This is a genomic window from Leptothoe kymatousa TAU-MAC 1615 (genome assembly GCF_018739865.1).
Taxonomy (GTDB): Bacteria; Cyanobacteriota; Cyanobacteriia; order Phormidesmidales; family Phormidesmidaceae; genus Leptothoe; species Leptothoe kymatousa.
The window spans coordinates 321,168-345,315 of the sequence record NZ_JADOER010000009.1 but is presented as its reverse complement, the minus strand read 5'-3'; the positions used below and the strand labels follow the sequence as shown (position 1 = coordinate 345,315).

General features: G+C 44.2%; 8 protein-coding genes and 1 pseudogene. All 9 read left to right on the top strand.

Annotated features, from left to right (window positions below; translation table 11 throughout):
• Positions 1–126: 126 nt before the first annotated feature.
• A complete protein-coding gene (locus tag IXB28_RS11210) occupies positions 127–2,553 on the top strand; it encodes a S8 family serine peptidase (RefSeq protein WP_215618670.1) in 2,427 nt (808 codons plus the stop codon).
• Positions 2,554–2,610: 57 nt separating this feature from the next.
• Positions 2,611–2,971, top strand: a pseudogene (locus IXB28_RS17070) (NF041680 family putative transposase); the annotation flags it as partial.
• Positions 2,972–3,955: 984 nt separating this feature from the next.
• Positions 3,956–5,806: an AMP-binding protein gene (locus IXB28_RS11205; protein ID WP_407659193.1), complete on the top strand. Its 1,851-nt coding sequence runs from the start codon at positions 3,956–3,958 to the stop codon at positions 5,804–5,806.
• A 129-nt stretch (positions 5,807–5,935) separates the two neighbouring features.
• Entirely contained in the window at positions 5,936–6,625 is a 690-nt protein-coding gene (locus tag IXB28_RS11200) for an aspartate/glutamate racemase family protein (protein WP_215618668.1), read from the top strand.
• Positions 6,626–6,837: 212 nt separating this feature from the next.
• Positions 6,838–7,689 carry an isocitrate lyase/PEP mutase family protein gene (locus IXB28_RS11195; RefSeq protein ID WP_215618667.1) on the top strand — a complete coding sequence of 284 codons (852 nt, stop codon included), beginning with the start codon at positions 6,838–6,840 and terminating at the stop codon, positions 7,687–7,689.
• A 19-nt stretch (positions 7,690–7,708) separates the two neighbouring features.
• The gene (locus IXB28_RS11190) at positions 7,709–11,101 is read left to right on the top strand and encodes a non-ribosomal peptide synthetase (RefSeq protein WP_215618665.1); all 3,393 of its coding nucleotides are present in this window, start codon (positions 7,709–7,711) and stop codon (positions 11,099–11,101) included.
• A 60-nt stretch (positions 11,102–11,161) separates the two neighbouring features.
• A complete protein-coding gene (locus tag IXB28_RS11185; protein ID WP_215618664.1) occupies positions 11,162–17,845 on the top strand; it encodes a non-ribosomal peptide synthetase in 6,684 nt (2,227 codons plus the stop codon).
• Positions 17,846–17,923: 78 nt separating this feature from the next.
• Positions 17,924–19,795, top strand: coding sequence for a non-ribosomal peptide synthetase (locus IXB28_RS11180; protein WP_215618663.1), 1,872 nt, complete (start codon positions 17,924–17,926; stop codon positions 19,793–19,795).
• On the top strand, positions 19,792–24,147 hold the full coding sequence (locus tag IXB28_RS11175) for a non-ribosomal peptide synthetase (protein ID WP_215618662.1): 4,356 nt from the start codon (positions 19,792–19,794) through the stop codon (positions 24,145–24,147). Before IXB28_RS11180 ends, IXB28_RS11175 begins: the two co-directional genes overlap by 4 nt.
• Position 24,148 lies beyond the last annotated feature (1 nt).

Here is a 24,148-nt window from a genome sequence, read left to right as displayed (position 1 = left end):
GAGGGAAAGCCTTGCTGGGTAGTCTATTAGGCACGTTGCTTGGCTAACTCCCTGAATCCCCTATTGAGCCTCCTTTTTTTATAAAGAGTATCTTTAGAAATCAGAAAAAAACAGGGTTAATACGACATGGAATTTATTCCCAACGACGAAAGGTTTCAGGACCAGTGGTATCTCAATAACACTGGTCAGGCAGGAATTACACCAGGATTTGATATTAATGTGCTTCCAGCCTGGGAAAGCGTCTCTGGGGAAGATATCGTTATCGGAATTGTTGATGATGGCGTTTTCTCTACCCACGAGGACTTAGCAGATGCCTATCGTTCTGACTTAAGTTTTAACTTTATCGATAATGATAATGAGCCCGGCAATGGAACCCATGGCACTAGCGTGGCTGGTGTTGCCCTAGGTAAAGGTGGAAATGGTGTAGGGATTACGGGAGTTGCACCAAATGCCGAATTGGCCAATTTAGAGCTACTCAGTGGAGGCTTGCTGACGACTCAACAAATCGAACAAGCACTTCTGTTCAAGAATCAGGATATCGATATTTATAATAATAGTTGGGGACTACGTCGTTCAAACTTCAGTCAGCCAAAGGATACATCTTTTCTGGCACAGGGCGTAGCTGAAGGCAGAAATGGATTAGGAAGTATTTTTGTTTTCGCTGCAGGTAACGATTCGTTTGACCAAGGCCTGGATATTAACGATACCAACTACGCTAAGTCTCGCTATACGATTGCAGTTGGAGCCGTTAATGATGAAGGTACAGAATCTGATTTCTCTGTGCCAGGCGCGGCTCTCTTGGTATCTGCGCCAGGGGAAAATCTCTTAACGACAGATACTATTCCATTTCGTCCAGAAGCCGTAGATAGATATGATGAGGTTTTCGGTACGTCTTTCTCGGCTCCGTTGGCTTCTGGGGTGATTGCATTAATGCTAGAAGCTAATCCTGCTTTGACCTGGCGGGATGTGCAGCATATTTTAGTAGAAACCGCCCAACAAAATGATCCAAATGATGAAGACTGGGCAGTTAACGGTGCAGGTTTCTCCGTTAATCATAAGTTTGGCTTTGGTGTTGTAGATGCGGGCGCTGCAGTTGCGCTTGCGACAAACTGGGAAACAGTAGGACAAGAAATTTCCTTTAAATCGGGCGCGATCGCAGTAAATCAAGTACTGCCTGATCAAGATGCCACAGGGTTTACATCTACTTTTACAGTGACGGAAGACATCGATCTAGAATCTGTCGAGGTTGTAATAAACGTTACAGATGGAAGCGAAGTAAGTATTGTCCTAACTTCGCCTGATGGAACTCAGTCGGTACTAGCAGGTCCTGAAGGCTCTGGGTCCGGAAACTATGTTAATTGGACACTGACTTCCACCCGCCATTGGGGAGAATCTGCCATTGGCGAATGGAAACTACAGGTGGCGGATGTCGTCGATGCTGGAAACCTTGACAATAGACTTAACTCAACTTCGGATTGGAGTTCATGGGAGCTAAATCTCTTTGGGCAAGCTCCTCAGACTGAGCCTGCTCCTACTCCCGAACCACCGGCTCCTGAGCCTACACCCGAACCTGTAGTTCCTACTCCCGAACCTGCGCCCGAATCACCAGCACCCGAACCTGTAGTTCCTACTCCTGAACCACCGGCTCCTGAGCCTACACCCGAACCTGTAGTTCCTACTCCCGAACCTGCGCCCGAACCACCTACACCAGAACCTGTAGTTCCTACCCCTGAACCACCGGCTCCTGAGCCTACACCCGAACCTGTAGTTCCTACCCCTGAACCGGCACCCGAACCACCTACACCCGAACCTGTAGTTCCTACACCCGAACCGGCACCCGAACCACCTACACCCGAACCTGTAGTTCCTACACCCGAACCTGCGCCCGAACCACCTACACCAGAACCTGTTGCTCCTACCCCTGAACCGGCTCCGGTTTTGGAAGGAACTAATAACAATGATGTCCTGGCATTTACTGAAGCAGATGAGATTATTGATGCTAAAAGCGGTGATGACACAATTGCCGGTGGTCTAGGCGACGACATCATTGATGGTGGCGACGGCAATGATATTTTAAGGGGAGATTTAAATCTTCGTGGGCCTCAAGATAACATTGCTGGTGGTAATGACGTTATCTCTGGTGGTAATGGCAATGACACCATTGGTGGTAAATCCGGAGACGACATTCTCAGCGGCGATGCGGGCGATGACCTGATCTACGGCGATAATGGTAACGATACCCTTATCGGCGGTACTGGCAATGATGTCTTGGTGGGAGATAACTTCTCTGAAGCTAGTGGTGATGACCTATTTGTTTTCGGATCTAATGATGGGACTGATACCGTTCTTGATTTTGAAGTTGGTGCAGATAAGATTGCCTTACTAGAAGGTGATTTAACCTTTGCCGATTTGACCATTACTCAAACCGATAACAATACTGTTTTGGGAATTGCCAGCACTGGTGAAACCCTGGCCATCTTAAACGATGTTCAAGCCACTACCCTGGGCGAAGATAGTTTTGTTGTCGTCTCAGATGTTTCGTCTGCAAGTTAAGTAGATGGCCGAAACTACGCATAGTCTCTGAATGACCTTCCCCCAAAAAAGTGGACATATCGCTTTATTCGTCAGAGATTGCACTGGTGTTTACCCCATCTCGGCACCGCTCAACAAACCGAAACCTGGAGTGATCTCATGCCCTTAATGAGTTGGCAACTTTGGTTGGCACGTCACCACACCTTAGATACCCCATTACCGTGGCAGAAACCCTTAGCCAATAACACTCCTGGAAGGGTTGCCAACGGCTTTGCTGCACTTTTAGTGACCATTGATTGGAACACCCGCTGAATCCCCCAAACCCCGAGGAAAGTCACCGGGGTGGCCCACCGGCAAACTCAGGACACCGCGAAAACGATTTCCTACGGTTAGAAAGACCTGTTCCAAACCCAAAACTGAGCCTGACGTCGCAGCCTAACTCCAACGATGACGCGGTTAACCTAAAGCTCACCTCTCTTATGGGATTGGGCCAGATACTTCATGGATTACCAACAGATTTTGTCTAAACTACAGTATAAAGCTTCTGTGGAAAACCTTAAAATTTCAGTGAAAATACTCGAGCATAATCAGTAATAGTACCGATGTAATTCAAAAAAAGATATATTTTCGAGTATACGCTTGTGTCAAGTCGTTCAATGCGGTTGTATACCTTGATAAGTTTTTCTCAAAGAATCGACATTGACATTGTCTACTCTCTAACTTTTTTTCAAAGGTTTTCTACAAGGGAGATTTAGTCTAAGGCCTTATTGTCCAGATTTGTTAAGTATTCTCAACGTCGTATGAATGGTATCTGTATTCTCAGTTACTTGCCATGTCATATACAGATGAAACTAGGAGATTTTGGTTTATTTGGCTGATGTACTATCTGAACATAAAGCTTAATAAATAAGCTAGTGGTTGAAGGCTATTAGCGAGAGTAACAGCAATGGTATTCAGTTTATTATTTTCTCCTGATTCTCGAAAATATCTTAGGTATATATCGTTAATCTGAGAAAATATTTAAATTTTAAACGACAGCCTGACCCGTTCTAAACTTAGAAGATTCCTCGTACTTTGTTAGAGGTATTGATGTCTAGCAGATAACCCCATTCACACAGCAATTCTCAGTATGACAATATTGGCCTATCCTCCCACTGCTTTTGAGGGCAGCCAGTGACTGAAAGCCCTATTTTCTCGTTCAGAAAACCTACCTTCAAGGTCCAGTTTTCGTGAAAAAAATCTCATACTGAGAATTGCTGCCATTTACACCTATTAAATAACCCAAAAAAACCTCTAATAAATAGCATTACAATCCAGTGCATTACCAAGAGTTACTTGACTATATTCTCTAGCACCGTATAGTAAATCTATAATGAAATCTGCGAAAACGCTGACGCTATCGTCTGTCCTGAAGTCTAAGGCGATGGAGCGTAATGTTGTTGCGATAATACAAGCGCTGGATGAGCAGTGTATTTCTCCTAATCGCTCTAATTTGTTATTTAAAGGACTGTATGAGCAGGTTATTACTGTAGTTGGCCAATTACGAGGTTTTGGGATCAATCGTAATGACCGGGTAGCCGTAGCTTTACCTAACGGACCGGAGGCTGCTGTAGCGTTTCTTGCGATCTCATCCGGTGCCACCTATGCCCCCCTCAATCCAAATTATCGTGCCCCCGAGTATGAGTTTTACCTCAAAGACTTGGCCGCCAAAGCATTGATTGTGCAACCGGGCGTAGCTGCTCCCGCTAAGGATGTGGCTCAACAGTTAGGAATTCCTGTTATTGAATTATTGCCTCGCTTAGATGCAGCAGCGGGCATATTTGAATTATCAATTCCAACCAGTACAGTTCCTGAAACGCCAGATTTCGCTGAACCTGACGATACGGCTCTAATTCTCCACACTTCAGGTACTACGTCACGTCCTAAAATGGTGCCCCTGAGTCACTGCAATCTATGTATCTCTGCTCAAAACGTTAAGACCGCTTTGGCTCTAACTGAGACTGATCGCTGTCTGAATGTGATGCCTTTGTTCCATATTCATGGCCTGATTGGAGCCCTGCTTTCTTCTATGGCAGCTGGAGCCAGCGTAGTGTGCACACCCGGATTTTATGCCCCTAAATTCTTGGGATGGCTAGGAAACCATCAGCCTACCTGGTATTCGGCAGTGCCAACGATGCACCAGCAAATTCTAGGTCGCGCCGCCACCCACACCACACCGATCAAACCATTACGTTTAGTGCGTTCTTCCTCGGCTCCGCTACCACCTCAGATTATGGCTGAGCTGGAGCAAGTTTTTAATGCACCCGTCATTGAATCCTATGGCATGACTGAGGCCTCCCACCAGATGGCCAGCAATCCGCTACCGCCGAATCAGCGCAAGCCTGGTTCTGTGGGAGTTGCCTCTGGTCCGGATGTGCAAATTATGGATGAGCAGGGTAATCTATTGCCCACAGGTGAGGTGGGTGAAGTTGTTATCCAGGGAGATAACGTTACCCATGGCTATGAAAATAATCTCAACGCAAACGCGACAGCGTTTACAAATGGCTGGTTTCGTACCGGTGACCTGGGCTATTTAGATACTGACGGCTATCTATTTCTCAAGGGGCGGATCAAAGAAATCATCAATCGCGCTGGCGAAAAGATTTCTCCCCGTGAGGTCGATGAAGTGCTGCTAGACCACCCAGCCATTGAACAGGTCGTTACGTTTGCCGCTCCTCACACTCTGCTAGGGGAAGATGTAGCCGTAGCCGTAGTTCTTAAAGCAGGCGCATCCGTTAGTGAGCAAACGCTTAAAGAGTTTGCAGCTGAAAGATTAGCTGATTTCAAAGTCCCCCGTGTGGTGTTATTTCTGGATGAAATTCCGAAAGGGCCGACAGGGAAACGACAGCGCATTGGTTTAGCCGAAAAGCTGGGTTTAACGGCCTCGGATCCCACAGAAGATAGACCGGCCTATGCTGCACCACAAACCCCAATTGAGGAAACTTTAGTTGATATCTGGGCCGAGGTGTTAGGGATTAGCCCCATTGGGGTATCCGACAACTTTTTCCAATTGGGTGGAGATTCGATTTTAGCCGCTCAAATTATTAATCGAGTCAGGGCAGAGCTTCAGGTTGAGCTATCATTTTTGATCTTTTTCCAGCAGCCTACCATTGCTAACATAGCCATCGCAATTACCCAACTGCAGGCCAAAACAGTGGATTCAGACGAGATGATCAAACTGTTGGCTGAGTTAGAGTCTCTTTCTGACGACGATATTCAGCAATTGGTCAAGTAAAGAACTTAGTATCAGGTTTAGCAGTTTCTACTATTCCTACTTTAATAAATAAATTTTGTTCTATAAAACAGCCATGACGACTGTTCAGAGAACATGGTTCAAAGCAGCACTCAAAAGAGGATAACTTATATGTTAGGAATTGTTGGAGGTTTGGGGCCATTAGCATCGGCAGAATTTGTCAAAACACTGTACGAATATAATCTATCGATGGTGGAACAAACCCTACCAAAATGTTTTCTATATTCAGATCCTAGTTTTCCAGATCGCTCTGAAGCTATATTAAATCATTCAACCGCTAAGTTAATGGAACGATTGGTTGAAACAATTCAGCATCTTATCGACTTAGGGTCTCAGAAAATCATTCTATGTTGCACAACAATTCATTCTTTATTACCTAGGCTTCCAGAGGAACTTAAGCAATATGTGATATCGCTCATTGATTTAATCATGAATGAAGTGATTGAAAGGCAGGAGAAATGTTTATTGCTATGTACTCACGGGAGTCGTCAATCCAGAGTTTTTCAGAATCATGAGCTATGGACAAAGGCAAGCCCCTTTATTGTGGTTCCTAATGATGATGACCAGGAGAAAATTCATGCTTGGATATATCAAATAAAGAAAAATAAGGTGGAGAAATCATTGCTGGCTGAGCTTGTTCAAATGACTGACAAATATAATGTCAATGCATTGATCTCCGGATGCACAGAATACCACCTAATTACTAAAAAGTTTGTAAGCGATAATGCACCGAAGATATCTAAGATTAATTTTATTGATCCTCTAATGAGATTGGCTAAAAATTTAGATCGATATTATTGAAATATTTTTACGATATTCCATGAACAGCAATGCTCTTGCATTGCTAATTACCAAAGGCGCTCTGCCGTTTGACAATCTGTTGAAGTTTCGATACTCCCTTATTTAAATACCTATGCCAACAATGATAAGCAATTAATCAAGTCAAGAATTTAGCATCAGGTTTAATGAATTCTACTATTTACACCCTTATAAACTTTTCCTATCAAATAGCCATGACTACTGTTCAAAGAACATGCATTAAAACAGCATTAAATGGTCGAGATATTATCCCCTTTATTGGTGTATATGATGTCTTTTCTGCATCCATTGCTGCCAAATATTATGATGGTGTTTTTATTAGTGGTTTTGGTTTTGCTGCCAGCTACTATGGGCTACCAGACATTGGTTTTATTGCCTGGTCTGATATTGTTGCCTTTGTGCAACGGGTAAGAAAGATTTTGCCTCACCATTTAATTTTGGTAGATATTGACGATGGCTATGTGGATACTGAAGTTGCCTGCCACGTGGTATCACTGTTGGAATCTGTTGGTGCATCTGGCGTGATTCTTGAGGATCAAAAGCGTCCCCGGCGATGTGGCCATGTGGATGGCAAATTGCTGATGGAAAAGGAAGCCTATTTAGAAAAACTCCATAAAGTTTTAGCGACTCGTAAAGACCTATTTGTCGTAGCCCGAACAGATGCGTCAGATCCGGCTGATATTCTGGATCGAGCCCAATCTTACGCTAGTGCAGGTGCAGACGCTATTTTAGCTGATGGAATTACGGACTTAAAGGTGCTCAGAACCCTTAAAACGAACGTTAATAAACCGTTGGTTTTTAACCAAATTGCTGGGGGTAAATCGCCCACATGTAGTTTGGAGGATCTAAAAAACGCGGGTGTTTCGTTGGTTAACTATAGTACCCCTTGTTTATTTGCAGCCCAGGAAGCACTAGAAGCAGAAATGCGGCGGCTGCGAGAACGCAATGGCTTTTTGGAAAAGAACCAAATTGGAGTGCCGGAATGTACAGTTCATCTGCATCGCAATCTGGCAAATCGAGATAGTGATCGCTATCTAGTGCATTAAAGGAACAACCGGGGCTGACATGATGAATAACAATATTGAGCAACAAATTGCTAGTCTATCTCCTGCCAAACGGGCCATTTTAGAGCGGCGATTACAAGAAAAGGCTGTTCAGCCTAAACCACAGATAGAAAAAATTGATCGCTCAGGTCCATTACCGCTATCGTTTGCGCAGCAACGGCTGTGGTTTATTGATCAGCTAGAACCAGGGAATCCTGCCTACAATCGTCCCACCTACTTCCAGTTAACGGGAGTGCTTAATGTTGAGGCATTAACCCAGAGCTTGAATGAGATTGTGCGTCGTCATGAAGTGCTGCGGTCTCATTTCCTCACCATCAATGGTCAGCCTGCTTTAAAGATTCAACCTGTACTTTTAATATCACTCCCCGTAATTGATCTCAGCCAGCTATCCGGTGATGAACAAAGCGAGCAGGTACAAAATATTGTTTGCGAGGAAGCGCAGAAACTATTTGATTTAGATAAAGATCCTCTTATCCGATCTCAGTTACTAAGGCTAGGCGAAAGGGAGCATCATTTACTCATCACACTCCATCATATTGTTTTTGATGGCTGGTCTGCAGATGTTCTTAAACAGGAAATTGCTACTCTCTATAGCGCATTTTCTACCGGACAAACTAACCCATTACCGAAACTCCCTATCCAGTATGTTGATTATGCTCATTGTCAGCGTCAGCAGTTACATGAGTCAGAATTACAGGCACAGCTTACCTACTGGAAATCTAAGCTCAGTGGTGAGCTACCGGTTCTAGCATTACCCACAGATAAACCGCGCTCGACCCAGCCATCCACTCAAGGTGAGACCTGCTTATTGCTATTACCTAGGGCTCTAACAAATAAGCTTAAATCTCTGAGTCAGCTCAAAGGTGTCACCCTGTTTATGATGCTATTGGCTGTGCTCAATGTGCTGCTATATCGTCAGACTGGTCAGGATGACATTATTGTCGGCACACCTATTGCCGGTCGTCCTTGTGTTGAAACGGAAAACCTGATTGGTCTATTTCTCAACTCTCTGGCATTACGTATAGATCTAAGCGACGAGCCGACCTTTGAGCAATTACTGTCGCAGGTGAAGAAAACCACCTTAGATGCCTATGCTCATCAGGATGTCCCCTTTGAGAGACTGGTAGCAGATTTAAATATAGAGCGACATTTGGCACGACACCCCATCTTTGAGGTAATGCTTAACTTTGCCAATTTGCCGGAAACTACCAAAAAAATGGCAGGGGTTAGAATACATCCGATGGCAACAGGTCATAGTGATTCTAAGTTCACGATGACACTGTATGTTAATGAGCAAGATAATCAGCTTCACCTGAAATTGGTGTACCAGAAAGCTCTGTTTACAGCCAAGCGTATGGAGGACTTGTTAGATCAATTCCAGCAGCTACTAGAGCAGATTGTTATTGATCCCTGTCGTTCCATTCATGCCTATTCATTGGTAAGTCAAAAAGCAACCTTTTCTTTGCCAGATCCAACGGCATTCCTGGCAGAAAGCATTTATGAGCCTGTACCTTCTGTGGTTTTTGGGTGGCGAGAACAATCACCAGAAAGGTTTGCGATTTGTCAAGGAACTCACAATTGGACCTATGGTGAGTTAGTTGAGAAAGCAGATGGTATTGCAAGATATTTGTTGAGTCAAGGAGTGAAATCGGGGGATGTAATTGCCATCTCTGGTATTCGCAGTTTCGGTCTTATTGCCAGTGTCCTGGGTGTACTCAGCGCAGGGGGTGTGCTGTTGCTGATTGATCCCTTACTACCTGATCAACGTCGTCAGGCTATGCTACAAACAGCAAACGTTACACGGCTACTATGGGTAAGTTCTGCACTCAACATCTGGCCTGAGACCCTGGTTACTGACGTTATTAGTCCTGAGACAGCAGAGGTCTCGAGTGCAAGTGAAATACATATTAATTTTCAGCAGCCATTACCTATAATTCAACCTGATGATCCAGCTTATATTTTCTTTACCTCTGGGACGACAGGTGTGCCCAAAGGGGTTTTAGGCTGTCATAAAGGGTTAGCCCACTTCCTTAGCTGGCAGAGAAAAAATTTTGAGATTGGGCCAACCGATCGGGTCGCTCAACTCATTGCTCTGTCCTTTGATGCGGTGTTGCGCGATATCTTTTTACCCCTCACCAGTGGTGCAACCTTGTGTTTGCCTGCACCAGATGCTGACTTATCCGCTGAACAAGTACTATCTTGGTTGCTACATCAACAGATTACCGTTTTGCACACAGTACCCACTCTGGCCAAAACCTGGTTAATAAATCGGTCGGAAGGACTTCAGCTACCTCAGCTGCGCTGGGTCTTTTTGGCTGGTGAACCGCTGTCTAGTCAGCTAGTTAAGCGATGGCAGGAGGCATTTTCTGCAGTGGGGCAACTTGTGAACCTGTATGGTCCCACTGAGACGACCATGATTAAATGTTATTACCCGATACCACCTGAGCCCATTAAGGGAATTCAGCCAGGTGGTATCCCCCTTCCTGAAACCCAGGCATTGATTTTCTCCCGTAGTGATCAGCTGTGTGGTTTGGGTGAAATAGGGGAAATTGTGCTGCGAACTCCCTTTCGTACCCTGGGGTATATCAATGCCCCTGATAAACAAAAACAAAAGTTTCGACCTAACCCTCATCGCGACGATGCTGATGATATCCTCTACTATACAGGTGATTTAGGACGCTATCGCTTAGATGGCTCCATTGAGATTTTGGGCCGTGCTGACCGCCAGGTAAAAATTCGAGGTGTACGTATTGAACTTGGGGAGATTGAGGCCAAACTCCTTAACCAGGAAACTATTCAGGAGGCCATCGTTACAGTCCATGAGGAAAATGACACAAAGCATTTAATTGCCTACGTTGTGCCTCAATCAGAACAGCAATTTATCCAGGTAAAAGAGCTGCGTCAATCTTTACGACGGCATCTACCTGAAGCAATGGTGCCATCAACTTTTATGTTACTAGAGGCCTTACCCCTCACCCCCAATGGCAAGTTAGATCGACGGGCGTTACCAGTTCCTGCTTTCAACCAGCGTCACCTAGACAATGAATATGTCGCTCCAAGTACTCCTGTGGAAGAAAGACTTGTCCAAATTTGGAGTGAACTACTGAAACTAAAGAAAGTAGGTATTCATGATAATTTCTTTGAGCTAGGAGGACACTCACTACTAGCAACGCGGATAATTGCACGCGTTCGCAACGAATATCAAATTGAGATGTCCGTAGCAGTTATTTTTGAAGCTCCTACTATTGCTGAACTCACAATTCAAATCACTCTGGCAATGGGAAGCAATGAACAGGGTGAAATAGACCATGAAGACTATGACCAGATGTCTGCTCTATTGGATGAACTGGATGAACTGTCAGACGACATGGTGACTCAATATTTGGCTGATTAACTTCTTATTTATAACCTTACTCTTTTTTGCCTGCTATAGAAACTAATTTAGGAAACAATTATGACTCATGAGGAATCTCCCCAATCTAAATCTATAGATACCCTAGCTGCTCGTCTTGCTAGGCTTTCTCCTCAGAAACGAATGCTGCTGGAAAAGAAATTACGGCAGCAAGCAAGTCAGCAAGCAAAGCAAGTTACGACCACAGGTGTAATTTCCCACGTATCTGATCGAGATTCTGCACCGCTGTCTTTTTCTCAACAGCGGCTATGGTTTGTAGAGCAGCTAGAGCCTGATGCTAATGCCTATCACATACCAACTGCTCTAAGATTGGTGGGTGATCTAAATATCAACTCTCTTAAACAAACCCTTAATGCAATTATTAAGCGGCATGACTCTCTGCGTACAGTTTTCCCTATAGTTAATGGGAATCCTGTTCAGATTGTTAAGGAGGTAACATCGCTGGAATTGCCAATTGTCGATGCGACAGATTGGCCTAATACTGAACGGGAGAATAAGGTTCAGTATTTTTTAAATGAGCAGGCTCATCAACCATTTGATTTAACTAGTGATCCTCTTTTACGAGGGAGCTTACTCAAACTGGCTGAAAATGAGTATATTTTACTTTTGGTATTACATCACATTGCTTCTGATGCCTGGTCTAAAGGCATTCTCAAACATGAGCTGAGTGTCCTTTACAGTGCCTTTGTTGAAGGTAAGCCTTCGCCGTTATCACCATTGCCAATTCAATATCTTGACTTTGCCTGTTGGCAGCAGAAATGGTTGACCGGAGATGTACTGGAAACTCAGGTGAAATATTGGCAACAGGCGCTGAGTGGAGCTCCTGCTCTGTTGAATTTGCCTACGGATCGACCTCGTCCTGCTGTACAAACCTACACAGGATCCAGACAACGCTTTTATGTCGATCAAACTATTACCCGTGCGCTGAGGGCCTTGAGTCAGAGTGCTGGAGCTACATTGTACATGACTCTGTTGGCAGCACTCTCAGTTTTATTGTCTCGTTATAGTGGCCAAGAGGAGATTATGGTAGGGTCTCCTATTGCCAATCGTAATCTTCAGGAAACCGAGTCACTGATTGGTTTTTTTGCTAATACCCTGGTGATGAGATCTCGACTCCAAGGTAATCCCTCCTTTATAGAGCTATTGGAACGGGTTAGAAAAACTGCCCTTGGGGCCTATGCCCACAAGGATATTCCCTTTGAACACCTGGTATCAGAATTAAAACCAGAACGTGACCAGAGTCATTCTCTCTGGTTTCAAGTGTTTTTCGCCCTGCAAAATGTTCCTCACGAAACACTTGATTTAAAAGGTTTATCGGTTTCCACTGTTCAACTTGAAGCTCAGACAGCCAAGTTTGATTTGACATTTGGTGTTTATGAGATAGATTCGGGCCTTAGGGGAGTGGTGTCATACAATACCGACCTGTTTGATGCAGCTACCATTCAACGAATGGTAGATCATTTCCAAGTGTTGCTTGCCGCCATTGTGGAGAACCCTAACCAGCATATTCTGGAACTACCAATTATCACAGTTCAGGAAAAAGAGCAGCTTTTAAATCACTGGTCAAGCCGTTATCAAGTTAGTAATCTGCAGCCTAAATTACTACATCAGCTATTTAAACAGCAGGTAGATAAGTTTCCTGAGCAAACTGCTGTTATCTACCATAATCCCATTAACCCAGGGGTACAGCAATCGTTAACCTATCAAGAGCTGAACTGTCGTGCTAATCAATTGGCTCACTACCTAAAGAAAATGGGAGTGGGACCAGATGTATTGGTGGGCCTTTGTCTGGAACGCTCGGTTGAGATGGTGGTAGGACTTTTGGCAGTGCTTAAAGCTGGTGGAGCCTATGTTCCTTTGGACCCACACTATCCTAAAGAACGCCTGGCCTTTATGCTATCTGACGCGCAGATATCTGTGCTATTGACTCAAACAAATTGTTTGAGCACTCTACCCGAGTTGACCGTTCAAACGGTGTATTTTGACCAAGATTGGGATGAGATCGCACAGGAAAGTGCCCAACCTCCAAAGATTGCGACAACCCTTGAAAACCTGGCCTATGTCATCTATACCTCAGGATCTACCGGCATGCCTAAAGGCGTGATGGTGCAACACAATTCCATCGTTAACTTTACCCAAGCAGCCCTGACTGATTATGGAACAACGACAACAGATCGCATCCTCCAATTTGCATCCATTAGCTTTGATGCCGCTGCAGAAGAGATTTATCCTTGTTTAGCGGCGGGAGGGACGTTAGTCTTACGTACTGAAGATATGCTCAGTTCCGTTGACCAATTTTTGCAGACGTGCCGAGACTGGCAGTTGACTGTCCTAGATTTACCCACAGCCTATTGGCAGCAGATTGTGGTTGAACTGGCTGCAGGCAACGTCACATTACCTGAGACCCTACGGTTAGTAATTATTGGTGGTGAACGGGTATCCCCAGAATCAGTGAAGCTCTGGCAGAGCAACGTCAGCGACTTTCCTCGCTTGATCAATACCTACGGACCAACAGAAGGTACAGTGGTAGCCACGGCCTACCCCATTGAGACGACTACCAATATTCAGCAGGAAGTACCTATTGGTAAAGCGATCTCAAATGTCCAAACCTATGTTTTAGATCAGCAATTGCAGCCTGTTCCCATTGGGGTCCCTGGAGAACTTTACATTGGTGGAACTTGTTTAGCACGAGGCTATCTCAATCGTCCAGAGTTGACCACTGAGCGGTTCATTGCGAATCCATTTAGGCATGATTCCCAGGTCCGACTGTATAAAACGGGAGATTTAGTCCGATATTTACCGGATGGCAACCTGGAATATTTAGGTCGCCTCGATGATCAGGTCAAGATTCGCGGGTTTCGTATTGAACTGGGTGCTGTAGAAACCGTTTTAGTTCGGCATCCAGGTTTGGAAGAGGCAGTTGTAATAGCTTGCCCAGATACCTTAGGCAATCAGCAGTTAGTAGCCTATGTAGTAAGCAAGGATAATACTCCAACAGTCAGTGACTTGCGAGCTTTTCCGAAGAAATCTCTTCCCGAGTATATGGTTCCGTCAGTGTTCATCAGTTTAGACAGTCTACCTTTGACCCCAAGCGGCAAGGTGGACCGACGAGCGTTGCCTAAACCAGATTTGAATCAGAGAAATTTGGAAAACGATTTTGTTGCTCCTCGCAATCCAGTAGAAGAAACATTGAGTGAGATTTGGAGAGAAACCCTAAAAGCAGAAAAAATTGGTGTTCGCGACAACTTCTTTGAACTCGGTGGCCATTCATTGTTGGCTACTCAAATAATATCTCGTATTCGTCAGATCTTTCAGCTGGAACTCCCATTACGCAGAATTTTTGAAGCCCCTAGCATTGAGAGTTTAGCTGAACAGATTAATCTTGTTCAAGATGGTCATAGCGACATACTTCCGTCAGCCATTGTGCCGATTGAACGAGAGACTCGGCAGATAACCCCTGGGACATTGACAATACCAACCAATAACCATCACCGCAATCAAGGGGAAAACGTTTGGGTATTCCCAACCTCCTTTGCTCAACAACGACTGTGGTTTGTTTGTGAGTTGAAAGGTAGTCAACCTAACTATACAGCAACATGGAAGCTAGAAGGAGTGCTTCAGATAGAAGCCCTAGAACAAGCTTTGTCAGAACTGGTAAGACGCCACGAGATCTTACGCACTACTTTTACGGCCATGGATGGGTTACCGATGCAAGTAATTAGTTCCCCCATCCCCGTAACACTGCCAATTATTGATTTGCAAGGATTATCAGCAGCAGAGCAAACTAATCAACTTGAGCAACTGATGTTGGAGAAAACACGACAATCTTTTGATCTTAGTCGTGGTCCACTGATGCAAGCAATTCTGATATGCCTGGGGCCAACCTCTCACGTCCTATTCTTAAGGTTACATCACATTACCTATGATGGTTGGTCCTTAGGGACTTTACGGCATGAGCTATCTATCTTGTATCAGGCCTTTGTCCGTGATGAACCATCTCCACTTTCTGAACTACCTATTCAGTATGCAGACTTTGCCGTCTGGCAGCGTCAGTGGCTGAAAGGAAAAATTCTTGAGGTTCAACTTAACTACTGGCAACAACAATTGGCAGGAGCACCTGCCTTATTAGAGTTACCTACAGATTACCCTCGCCCGGCAATACAATCCTTTAAGGGGGGAGGGATCCACTTTAATTTGGGCCAAGCTTTGACTAAAAAGTTAAAACACCTTAGCCAGGAGTCAGGAACAACGTTATTTATGACTCTGCTGGCAGCTTTTCAAGTCTTATTGTCTCGCTATAGTGGACAAGATGATATTGTTGTAGGTTCTCCGGTAGCTAATCGCAATCACCGTGAAACTGAATCATTAATTGGTTTTTTCCTCAATATGTTGGTGTTACGCACACAGCTACAGGGTAACCCAGACTTCCACGAGGTATTGAATCGAGTTCGACAAGTAGCCCTCGGTGCTTATGCCCATCAAGATATTCCCTTTGAAGAACTTGTATCCTTACTCAAACCAGAACGCTCCCTAAGTTATTCTCCCTGGTTTCAGGTAATGTTTGTTTTCCAGAATCTACCCTCTGGAAAATGGGATCTGCCGGAACTGACCGTAACGCCATTGAAGCTCAAGCGTGACCAGCGCAATGTCATGTTTGATTTGACCTTGATTATGCACGAAACCAATGATGGCTTGGCAGGTAGGCTGCTGTATAAAACTGAACTCTTTGAGCAAGATACGATTAGCCGCATGGCAGGTCATTTTCAAACGTTACTGGAAGCAGTTGTTACTAATCCTGATCAACTAATCGCGGATTTACCTTTGCTCAATCAGACAGAGCAATATCAATTATTGACAGAATGGAATCCAATCCCAAGGGTATCTGTTCCAGCAAAGTGCATCCATCAACTGTTTGAACTTCAGGCTGAACGAACACCTGATGCTATCGCTGTAGTACATGGAGAGCAATGCATTGCCTATAGTGAGTTAAATACTCGAGCCAATCAACTGGCCAGATATCTCCAGACTCTAGATATTGGCCCCGATAGTTTAGTTGGCCTCTGTGTGGGACGTTCCATAGAAATGTTGGTAGGTATGCTGGGGATTCTTAAAGCAGGCGGGGCCTATGTACCACTAGATCCGCACTACCCTAAAGATCGCTTGGCTTTTATGCTATCGGATGCTCAAACCTCTGTGCTGTTGACCCAAGAACAGTGGCTCAGTTCTTTCCCTGAGATCTCTGTTCCGACCATATGCCTCGATCGTGACTGGAAAGTAATTGCTCAGGAAAATGCCCAAAATCTAATCAGTGAAACAACACCTGCACATCTAGCTTATGTGATCTACACCTCAGGGTCTACGGGAACTCCTAAAGGTGTGATGGTGCAACATGATTCTATTGTCAATTTTACCCAAGCTGCAGTGGCTGACTATGAAACAGCTATGGGAGATCGTATTCTCCAATTTGCCTCCATCAGTTTTGATGCGGCAGCTGAGGAAATCTATCCATGTCTAACCACAGGGGCAACTTTAGTACTGCGTACTGATGAGATGCTCGGCTCAATCGAGCAATTTTTGAAAACCTGCCAAGACTGGGAGTTAACTGTTCTAGATTTACCTACAGCTTATTGGCAACAAGTTGTTACTGAACTAGTAGCTGATCGGGTAACCTTGCCAGAGCCTCTGCGATTGATCATCATTGGTGGCGAACGAGTCTCTCCCGAATCTGTCAAAACCTGGCAGACTCAGATTGGTGATTATCCTAGACTAATTAATACTTATGGGCCAACAGAAGGTACTGTGGTAGCCACAGCCTACCCAATTGGAGCTAACGTAACGATTCGGCAAGAGGTGCCTATTGGTAAAGCTATTACGAATATCCAAACCTATGTTTTAGATCAGCAATTACAGCCTGTGCCCATTGGAGTACCTGGAGAACTTTACATTGGTGGGGCCTGTCTAGCGCGCGGTTATCTCAATCGTCCAGAGTTGACCACTGAGCGGTTCATTGCGAATCCATTTAGGCATGATTCCCAGACCCGACTGTATAAAACGGGAGATTTAGTCCGATATTTACCGGATGGCAACCTGGAATATTTAGGTCGCCTCGATGATCAGGTCAAGATTCGCGGGTTTCGTATTGAACTGGGTGCTGTAGAAACCGTTTTAGTTCGGCATCCAGGTTTGGAAGAGGCAGTTGTAATAGCTTGCCCAGATACCTTAGGCAGTCAGCAGTTAGTAGCCTATGTAGTAAGCAAGGATAATACTCCAACAGTCAGTGACTTGCGAGCTTGTCTGAAAAAAACTCTTCCCGAGTATATGGTTCCGTCAGTGTTCATCAGTTTAGATAGTCTGCCTTTGACCCCAAGTGGCAAGGTGGACCGACGAGCGCTACCTAAACCAGATTTGAATCAGGGAAATTTGGAAAACGATTTTGTTGCTCCTCGTAACCCAGTGGAAGAAACGCTAAGTAACATTTGGGAAGAGCTACTAAAGCAAGAGAAGATTGGTATTTACGACAACTTCTTTGAACTCGGTGGGCATTCATTACTGGCTACTCAAATGGTGTCTCGCATCAATGAGAACTTTGAGCTTAACCTCTTGCTTAGAAATATATTTGAGGCTCCAACCATTGCTGAGTTAGGTAATCGGATTACAACTTTACTAGACATGCAATCAGCATCTAATTCTTTATCAAATCAAGCTATGGAGGAAGGTGAATTATGACACTGGTAAGTTGTTATAACCAATAGAGATGAGACTAAATTTTAAGGATATTCTAATTGCTAGTAGAAAAATAAAAATATGGATACAAGAGAATATCTAAACACGTTTATTGGGTTTCACCGGTCAGAAATTGACCAATCGATTTGCGATCGCTTTGAGCGCATCGTTTATCAATTCCCTGAACGAATAGCCATCTCTAGTCAGGGTAGGAAGGTCACTTACACTCATCTTAATGAGAGCGCTAACCGTCTTGCCCACGTCTTGAGTGCTCAGCAGAAACAAAATTCTGATCCTGTTGTCCTGATGCTAGATCACGATACTCCAATTCTAACCGCAATTTTAGGAGTATTAAAAGCTGGCAAAGCCTATGTTGTTCTAGAGCCTAGTTTACCAAAAGCAAGATTTGACACGATCTTAGCTGATTTTGGAGAGCCCATTATCATCACTAGTAATCAACATCGGAAATTCGCGGCAACTCTTAAAAACGGAAACTGCAATGTTGTTAACTTAGAACAATTAGATATTAATCTCCCTAATATAAATCTAAGCTTATCAATTCCTTCAGAGACAGTAGCTGCTATTTTTTATACTTCTGGATCTACAGGACAACCCAAAGGAGTCCAACGCACTCATCAGGACATTTTACATCGTATTTGGTTAGAGACCAATGATTATCGTATCTGCAGTGATGATAAAATTGCTCTCCTCTATTCTGCAGGGTTTGCAGCATCCGTTGCCGATATTTTTAATGCTCTTCTAAATGGAGCAACCCTTTGTCTATATGACTTTAGAGAATTAGGGATAGCAAATTTAACCCCTTGGCTACAACGAGAAGAAATTACTATGTTTCATCTACCTGTAGCCCTATTTCAGCAGTGGCTTCATGGGCTTGAACAGCAGGAACAATTTCCTAAATTGCGCCAAGTGACCCCCTCAGGTAAGTTATATCGACGTGAAGTAGAGCGTTGTTGGCAACACCTGCCAGGAAACTGTACGTTAGTACAGCGCTTTGGTGCTAGCGAGACAGGAATGTGCACTCGCTTTTTGGTTACTCGTGAGACATTACTTTCAACTCCAGTAATTCCTGCTGGCTATCCCGTTGCTGATACAAAAATTCTGTTATTAGATGAGAATAGCCAGCCTGTAATTGGACATAACACTGGTGAAATTGCCATAAAAAGTCGTTATCTTTCCTCTGGCTACTGGCAAAAACCTGAGCTTACTAAACAAAAGTTTTTACCTGATCCTAATGATCCTCGGGGTCAAATTTATCTAACAGGCGATTTGGGACGATGGCAGTCAGGGGGCTGTCTTGAACATCTTGGACGTAAAGATTTTATGGTGAAAATCCGGGGGTTCCGGGTAGAGCTAGGTGAGATTGAAACAGCTCTTAATCAACATCCTCAAGTCCAAGGAGCTATTGTCATTACCGATGAACCTCAGCCAAATGAAAAGCGTTTAGTAGCTTATATTACAGCTAGTCAAGACAGCTTAAATTCGAACAGGTTGCACCGTTTCCTAGCTACAAAATTGCCGAACTATATGGTGCCATCGTCGTTCGTATTTTTAGATACATTTCCCCTAACCCCCAATGGAAAGATAGATCGACAGGCATTACCTACTGTCGATCAAAACTGGCATTGCTCAGAGCATAGAATAGTGGCTCCTCAAACACCGGTTGAAATACAACTGGCTCAAACTTGGTGTGATTTTCTTAAGCTTGAACAAGTGGGCATTTACGATAACTTCTTTGAATTAGGCGGACATTCATTACTGGCCACTCAAATAATGTCGCGTATTAATGAAAAGTTTAAACTTAATCTTTTGCTTAGAAATTTATTTGAAGCTCCAACAATTGCTGAACTAAGCAATCGGATTACAACTTTGCTAGAAATGCAAGCTGCTTCTAATTCTTTATCAATTCAAACTATGGAGGAAGGTGAACTATGAAATCTGTTGTTGATTTGATATCTGAATTGCAAGCATCTCAAATTAAGCTATGGATTGAAAATAAACGCCTGCGCTATGCAGCCCCGCAAGGTGTAATTACCGATGAAATTTTGCATAGATTGCGATCGCACAAAACAGAAATTATCGACTTTCTTGGTCAACTTGAAGGCGATAACAATCAAATTCAGCCTGTAGAACGGACAAATAAGCTACCCCTTTCCTTTGCCCAAAAACGCCTTTGGTTACTCCACAAATTAGATCCCGATACGACAGCCTACAGCATGCCGCAGGTTTTTCGGATTAAGGGAGAGCTGAATATTACAGCTCTAGAAAACAGTTTGAGTGAAGTCATTAATCGTCACGAGGTTTTGCGGACCACGTTTCGAGAAAGAGAAGGTCAAGCTGAACAAATTATTCTATCTGCTGAACCTATAAAATTACCGGTTGATGATTTGCAAACGTTACCCGAAGTAGAACGGGAACATGAAGCTAAAAAGCTGATTTCTAACGAGGTTAAGCAACCCTTCGATCTCAATAGCCAAAAACCCCTTTTGCGCCAACGCTTGTTAAAGCTAGCGACAACAGAGCATATTCTCATTATTAATATACACCATATTATTTTTGATGGCTGGTCCGTCGGTCTCTTTTATAATGAGCTTTTTAGCATTTATACCAACGTTTGCAAGGGGCAGTCTTCTTCCTTCCCGTTGCCCAAGATTCAATATGCCGATTTTTCTAACTGGCAAAATCAGCAATCTACAACAGAAAACTTTAAACAACAGCTTGACTATTGGCTGCAGAAACTGAGTGGTCCGCTCCCCTTACTACAGTTGCCGACTGATTATCCCCGTCCCAGTCAGCAAAACTTCCAAAGCGCTAGTTGTAAGCTAACAGTATCAGCCGATCTGACATCTCAACTAAAGTCCCTAAGTCAACGGTTTAATGCAACGTTGTTTATGACGCTGTTAGCCGCTTTTAATGTTCTGCTGTATCGACATACTGGCCAAGAGGACATTATTGTGGGCACGCCGATTGCTGGCCGACCTCAAGGGGCAACAGAAAAGCTCATTGGTTTGTTCCTAAACTCACTAGCATTACGTGCCGATTTAAGTAACAGTCCTACATTTGAGCAGCTTTTGGAACAGGTGCGGGAAACAACGCTTAATGCCTATGCCCATCAAGATGTACCCTTCGAAAAGTTAGTGGCAGAGCTAAATCCAGAGCGTTCTTTGGCACGGCATCCAATTTTTGAAGTGATGCTCAATTTTGTTAATATTCCTAAAACTCAAAAGCCAATATCAGACATCAATGTCAGTCGAATAAAGTCTGGTCACGGCGGTTCTAAATTTATGATGACGTTATACGTCAAGGAGTCTAAAAACCGGCTCCACCTGAACCTAGTTTACCAAAAGGCTTTGTTTCAATCATCGCGAATGGAGGACATTGTTCAGCAATTCCAAGGCTTATTAGAACAGGTTGTCCAAAATTCTACGCTTTCGGTTGATCACTATTCACTAGTGAGTGAGGCAGCAAAGGCTTATTTACCAGATCCTACTGAAACAATGCTGGTCAGTGAATATGAGTTAGTTCCTGATCTGGTAAATCTTTGGAGAGAACAATCTCCTGAACAAAGTGCGATTCTTCAAGGGACTGATAGTTGGACCTACAGGGAGCTGGTTGAGAAAGCTACGGATATTACACATTATCTACTGAGTAAAGACATCACACCGGGGGATGCGATCGCAGTATCCGGACTACGCAGCTTCGGCCTTATTGCCAGCATATTGGGTGTTCTCAAAGCTGGAGGTGTACTTGTCCTGATTGATCCTCAGCTGCCTGCCCAACGACGTCAAGTAATGCTGGAGGAATCCAAGGCCTCCTGCCTGCTATGGGTGAGTGCTGAAACGGATATTTGGACTCAGGCTATTTCGACTGAGCAGATTAATCCAAATACTGCAGAAATTATCAGTGCCAAAAAACAAAAAGTTGTTATAGATCAGCAGAAGTTGCCTGCCATTCAACCAAATGATCCAGCCTATATTTTCTTTACATCTGGAACAACAGGCAAGCCCAAGGGTGTTCTTGGGTGCCATAAAGGGTTAGCCCATTTCCTCTGCTGGCAGCGCCAAACCTTTAAAGTTGGCCCAACAGATCGGAGTGCTCAACTCACCGCACTGTCTTTTGATGTAGTGCTGCGCGATATCTTTTTACCCCTCACCAGCGGGGCAACACTGTGTTTGCCTGTTCCCGAAGCTGACCTGTCTGCGAATCAGGTACTACCCTGGCTACATCAGCAGAAAATAACCGTTCTACATACGGTCCCTACACTCGCTAAAACCTGGTTAATGAATCGTCCTGAGGGACTCCAGCTACCGCACCTGCAATGGGTTTTTTTTGCAGGTGAACCCTTATCGAGCCAGCTAATCAATCAATGGCGCGAGGCATTCTCTGCAGCTGGTGAACTAGTTAACCTGTATGGTCCCACTGAAACCACCCTGGCCAAATGCTACTACCCAATTCCGGCTGAGCCCACAGAGGGTATTCAACCCGTTGGTATGTCTATCCCTGAAACCCAGGCCTTGATTTTCTCCCGTAGCGGTCAACTCTGTGGTCTTGGAGAAGTGGGAGAAATCGTGCTGCGGACCCCCTTCCGTACCCTGGGCTATATCAATGCGCCTGAAAAGCGATATCAGCAGTTTCGCCCCAACCCCCATCGCGATGATTTAGATGACATTCTCTACTACACAGGGGATTTAGGTCGCTATCGACTGGAGGGCGATCTCGAGATTTTGGGTCGCGCTGACCGCCAGGTGAAAATTCGTGGTGTTCGTATCGAACTTGGAGAGGTCGAAGCAACGCTAATTCACCAGAGTGCTATCCGAGAAGCTATTGTCACAGTCCATGAAGACAATGGGACAAAGCGACTGGTCGCCTACGTGGTCCCTCAGCCAGAGCAAACTATACAAGTAAAGGATCTGCGCCAGTCTCTACGACAGCAACTCCCTGAAGCGATGGTACCCTCAGCCTTTGTTTTGCTGGAGGCACTACCGCTTACTCCCAATGGCAAAGTAGATCGTCAAGCATTACCCACTCCCGACTACGGTAATCGCTTAGACTCTGTTGATGAATCAGAGGCTCCCATTGATGAGTTAGAACTTCAGCTAGTCCAGATTTGGCAACAGATACTAAACGTTCCTGTCGTGCAGATCACCGATGACTTTTTTGACTTGGGTGGTCATTCTCTTTTAGCCGTCCAACTATTTGCTGATATTGAGAAGACCTTTGGTAAAAAGTTACCTTTAGCGACCCTTTTTCAGGCTTCTACGATTAGAGAGATTGCCCAGATTATCCGCCAGAAAGATTGGTTAGCCCCTTGGGAATCCTTGGTCGCCATTAAACCCACGGGCACCAAACCGCCCCTATTTTATCTCCATGGGGGCGGTGGCAATCTCCTAATATATCGAGATTTAGCCATGGCATTAGGCGAGGATCAGCCAGTTTATGGTTTACAGCCTCGTGGCTTAGACGGCAAAATTCAGCCATCTAACAGCATTTATGAAATGGCAGAATTTTATATCTCCCAAATTCGAAAGATTCAGCCCCAAGGGCCTTACTATCTTGCCGGTTTATCCACTGGGGGCACCATTGCCTGGGAAATGGCTCAACAGTTTAAGCAGCAAGGAGAATCCGTAGATTTATTAGCCCTGTTTGATACAAGTGGCCCCAATTCTGTTGAACTATTACCCCTAGCACCACGTGTAGCGTCCGTTTTAACTTGGTTAGGTGTAGACACTATTAAACGAATTTGGAATAAACCTGGTAAGCTTTTCAAGCAATTTAAGCAACCAAAATCTATTGACCTGACTAATCCTACTCGCAATGAGGATGGAAAAGCCATTGCGGCTACAGTTGAGAAACAAATAAATGCAAAACTAAAGAAGTACAGTGCAGCATCTGATCAAATTAGTCCACTTGAAAAATGGACTAATTTGATGTTGATATCGCTGATAAAAAAATCATCCCATCCCTACTATGCCAATATTTTTTGTAGTGGGTTAGTGCGCAAAGTCAAGCGAATGTTACCGACTGAAATTACTACTGTAAATGTGGCTAATGTAAGCGCTCGAAAAGCTTACAAAATTAAGCCTTTAGATGGAAAAGCTATCTTATTTAGGGCTAGTGAACGACCACCTGGACTGAAGACAGATCCAAATTTAGGCTGGAAAAATTTAGCCCTTCAAGGATTAGAAACCTATGAAATTAAAGGCACTCATACATCTATTGTAAACTCCCCAAAACTAGCGGCTAAATTGAAACACTATTTGAACAAGATACAAAATACTAATCACTAAT

Excerpts from the sequence above, each read along its gene's own strand:
- IXB28_RS11190 (WP_215618665.1), top strand. The coding sequence starts at position 7,709 with ATGATGAATAACAATATTGAGCAACAAATTGCTAGTCTATCTCCTGCC.
- IXB28_RS11210 (WP_215618670.1), top strand. The coding sequence starts at position 127 with ATGGAATTTATTCCCAACGACGAAAGGTTTCAGGACCAGTGGTATCTC.
- IXB28_RS11175 (WP_215618662.1), top strand. The coding sequence starts at position 19,792 with ATGAAATCTGTTGTTGATTTGATATCTGAATTGCAAGCATCTCAAATT.
- IXB28_RS11180 (WP_215618663.1), top strand. The coding sequence starts at position 17,924 with ATGGATACAAGAGAATATCTAAACACGTTTATTGGGTTTCACCGGTCA.
- IXB28_RS11195 (WP_215618667.1), top strand. The coding sequence starts at position 6,838 with ATGACTACTGTTCAAAGAACATGCATTAAAACAGCATTAAATGGTCGA.
- IXB28_RS11200 (WP_215618668.1), top strand. The coding sequence starts at position 5,936 with ATGTTAGGAATTGTTGGAGGTTTGGGGCCATTAGCATCGGCAGAATTT.
- IXB28_RS11205 (WP_407659193.1), top strand. The coding sequence starts at position 3,956 with ATGGAGCGTAATGTTGTTGCGATAATACAAGCGCTGGATGAGCAGTGT.
- IXB28_RS11185 (WP_215618664.1), top strand. The coding sequence starts at position 11,162 with ATGACTCATGAGGAATCTCCCCAATCTAAATCTATAGATACCCTAGCT.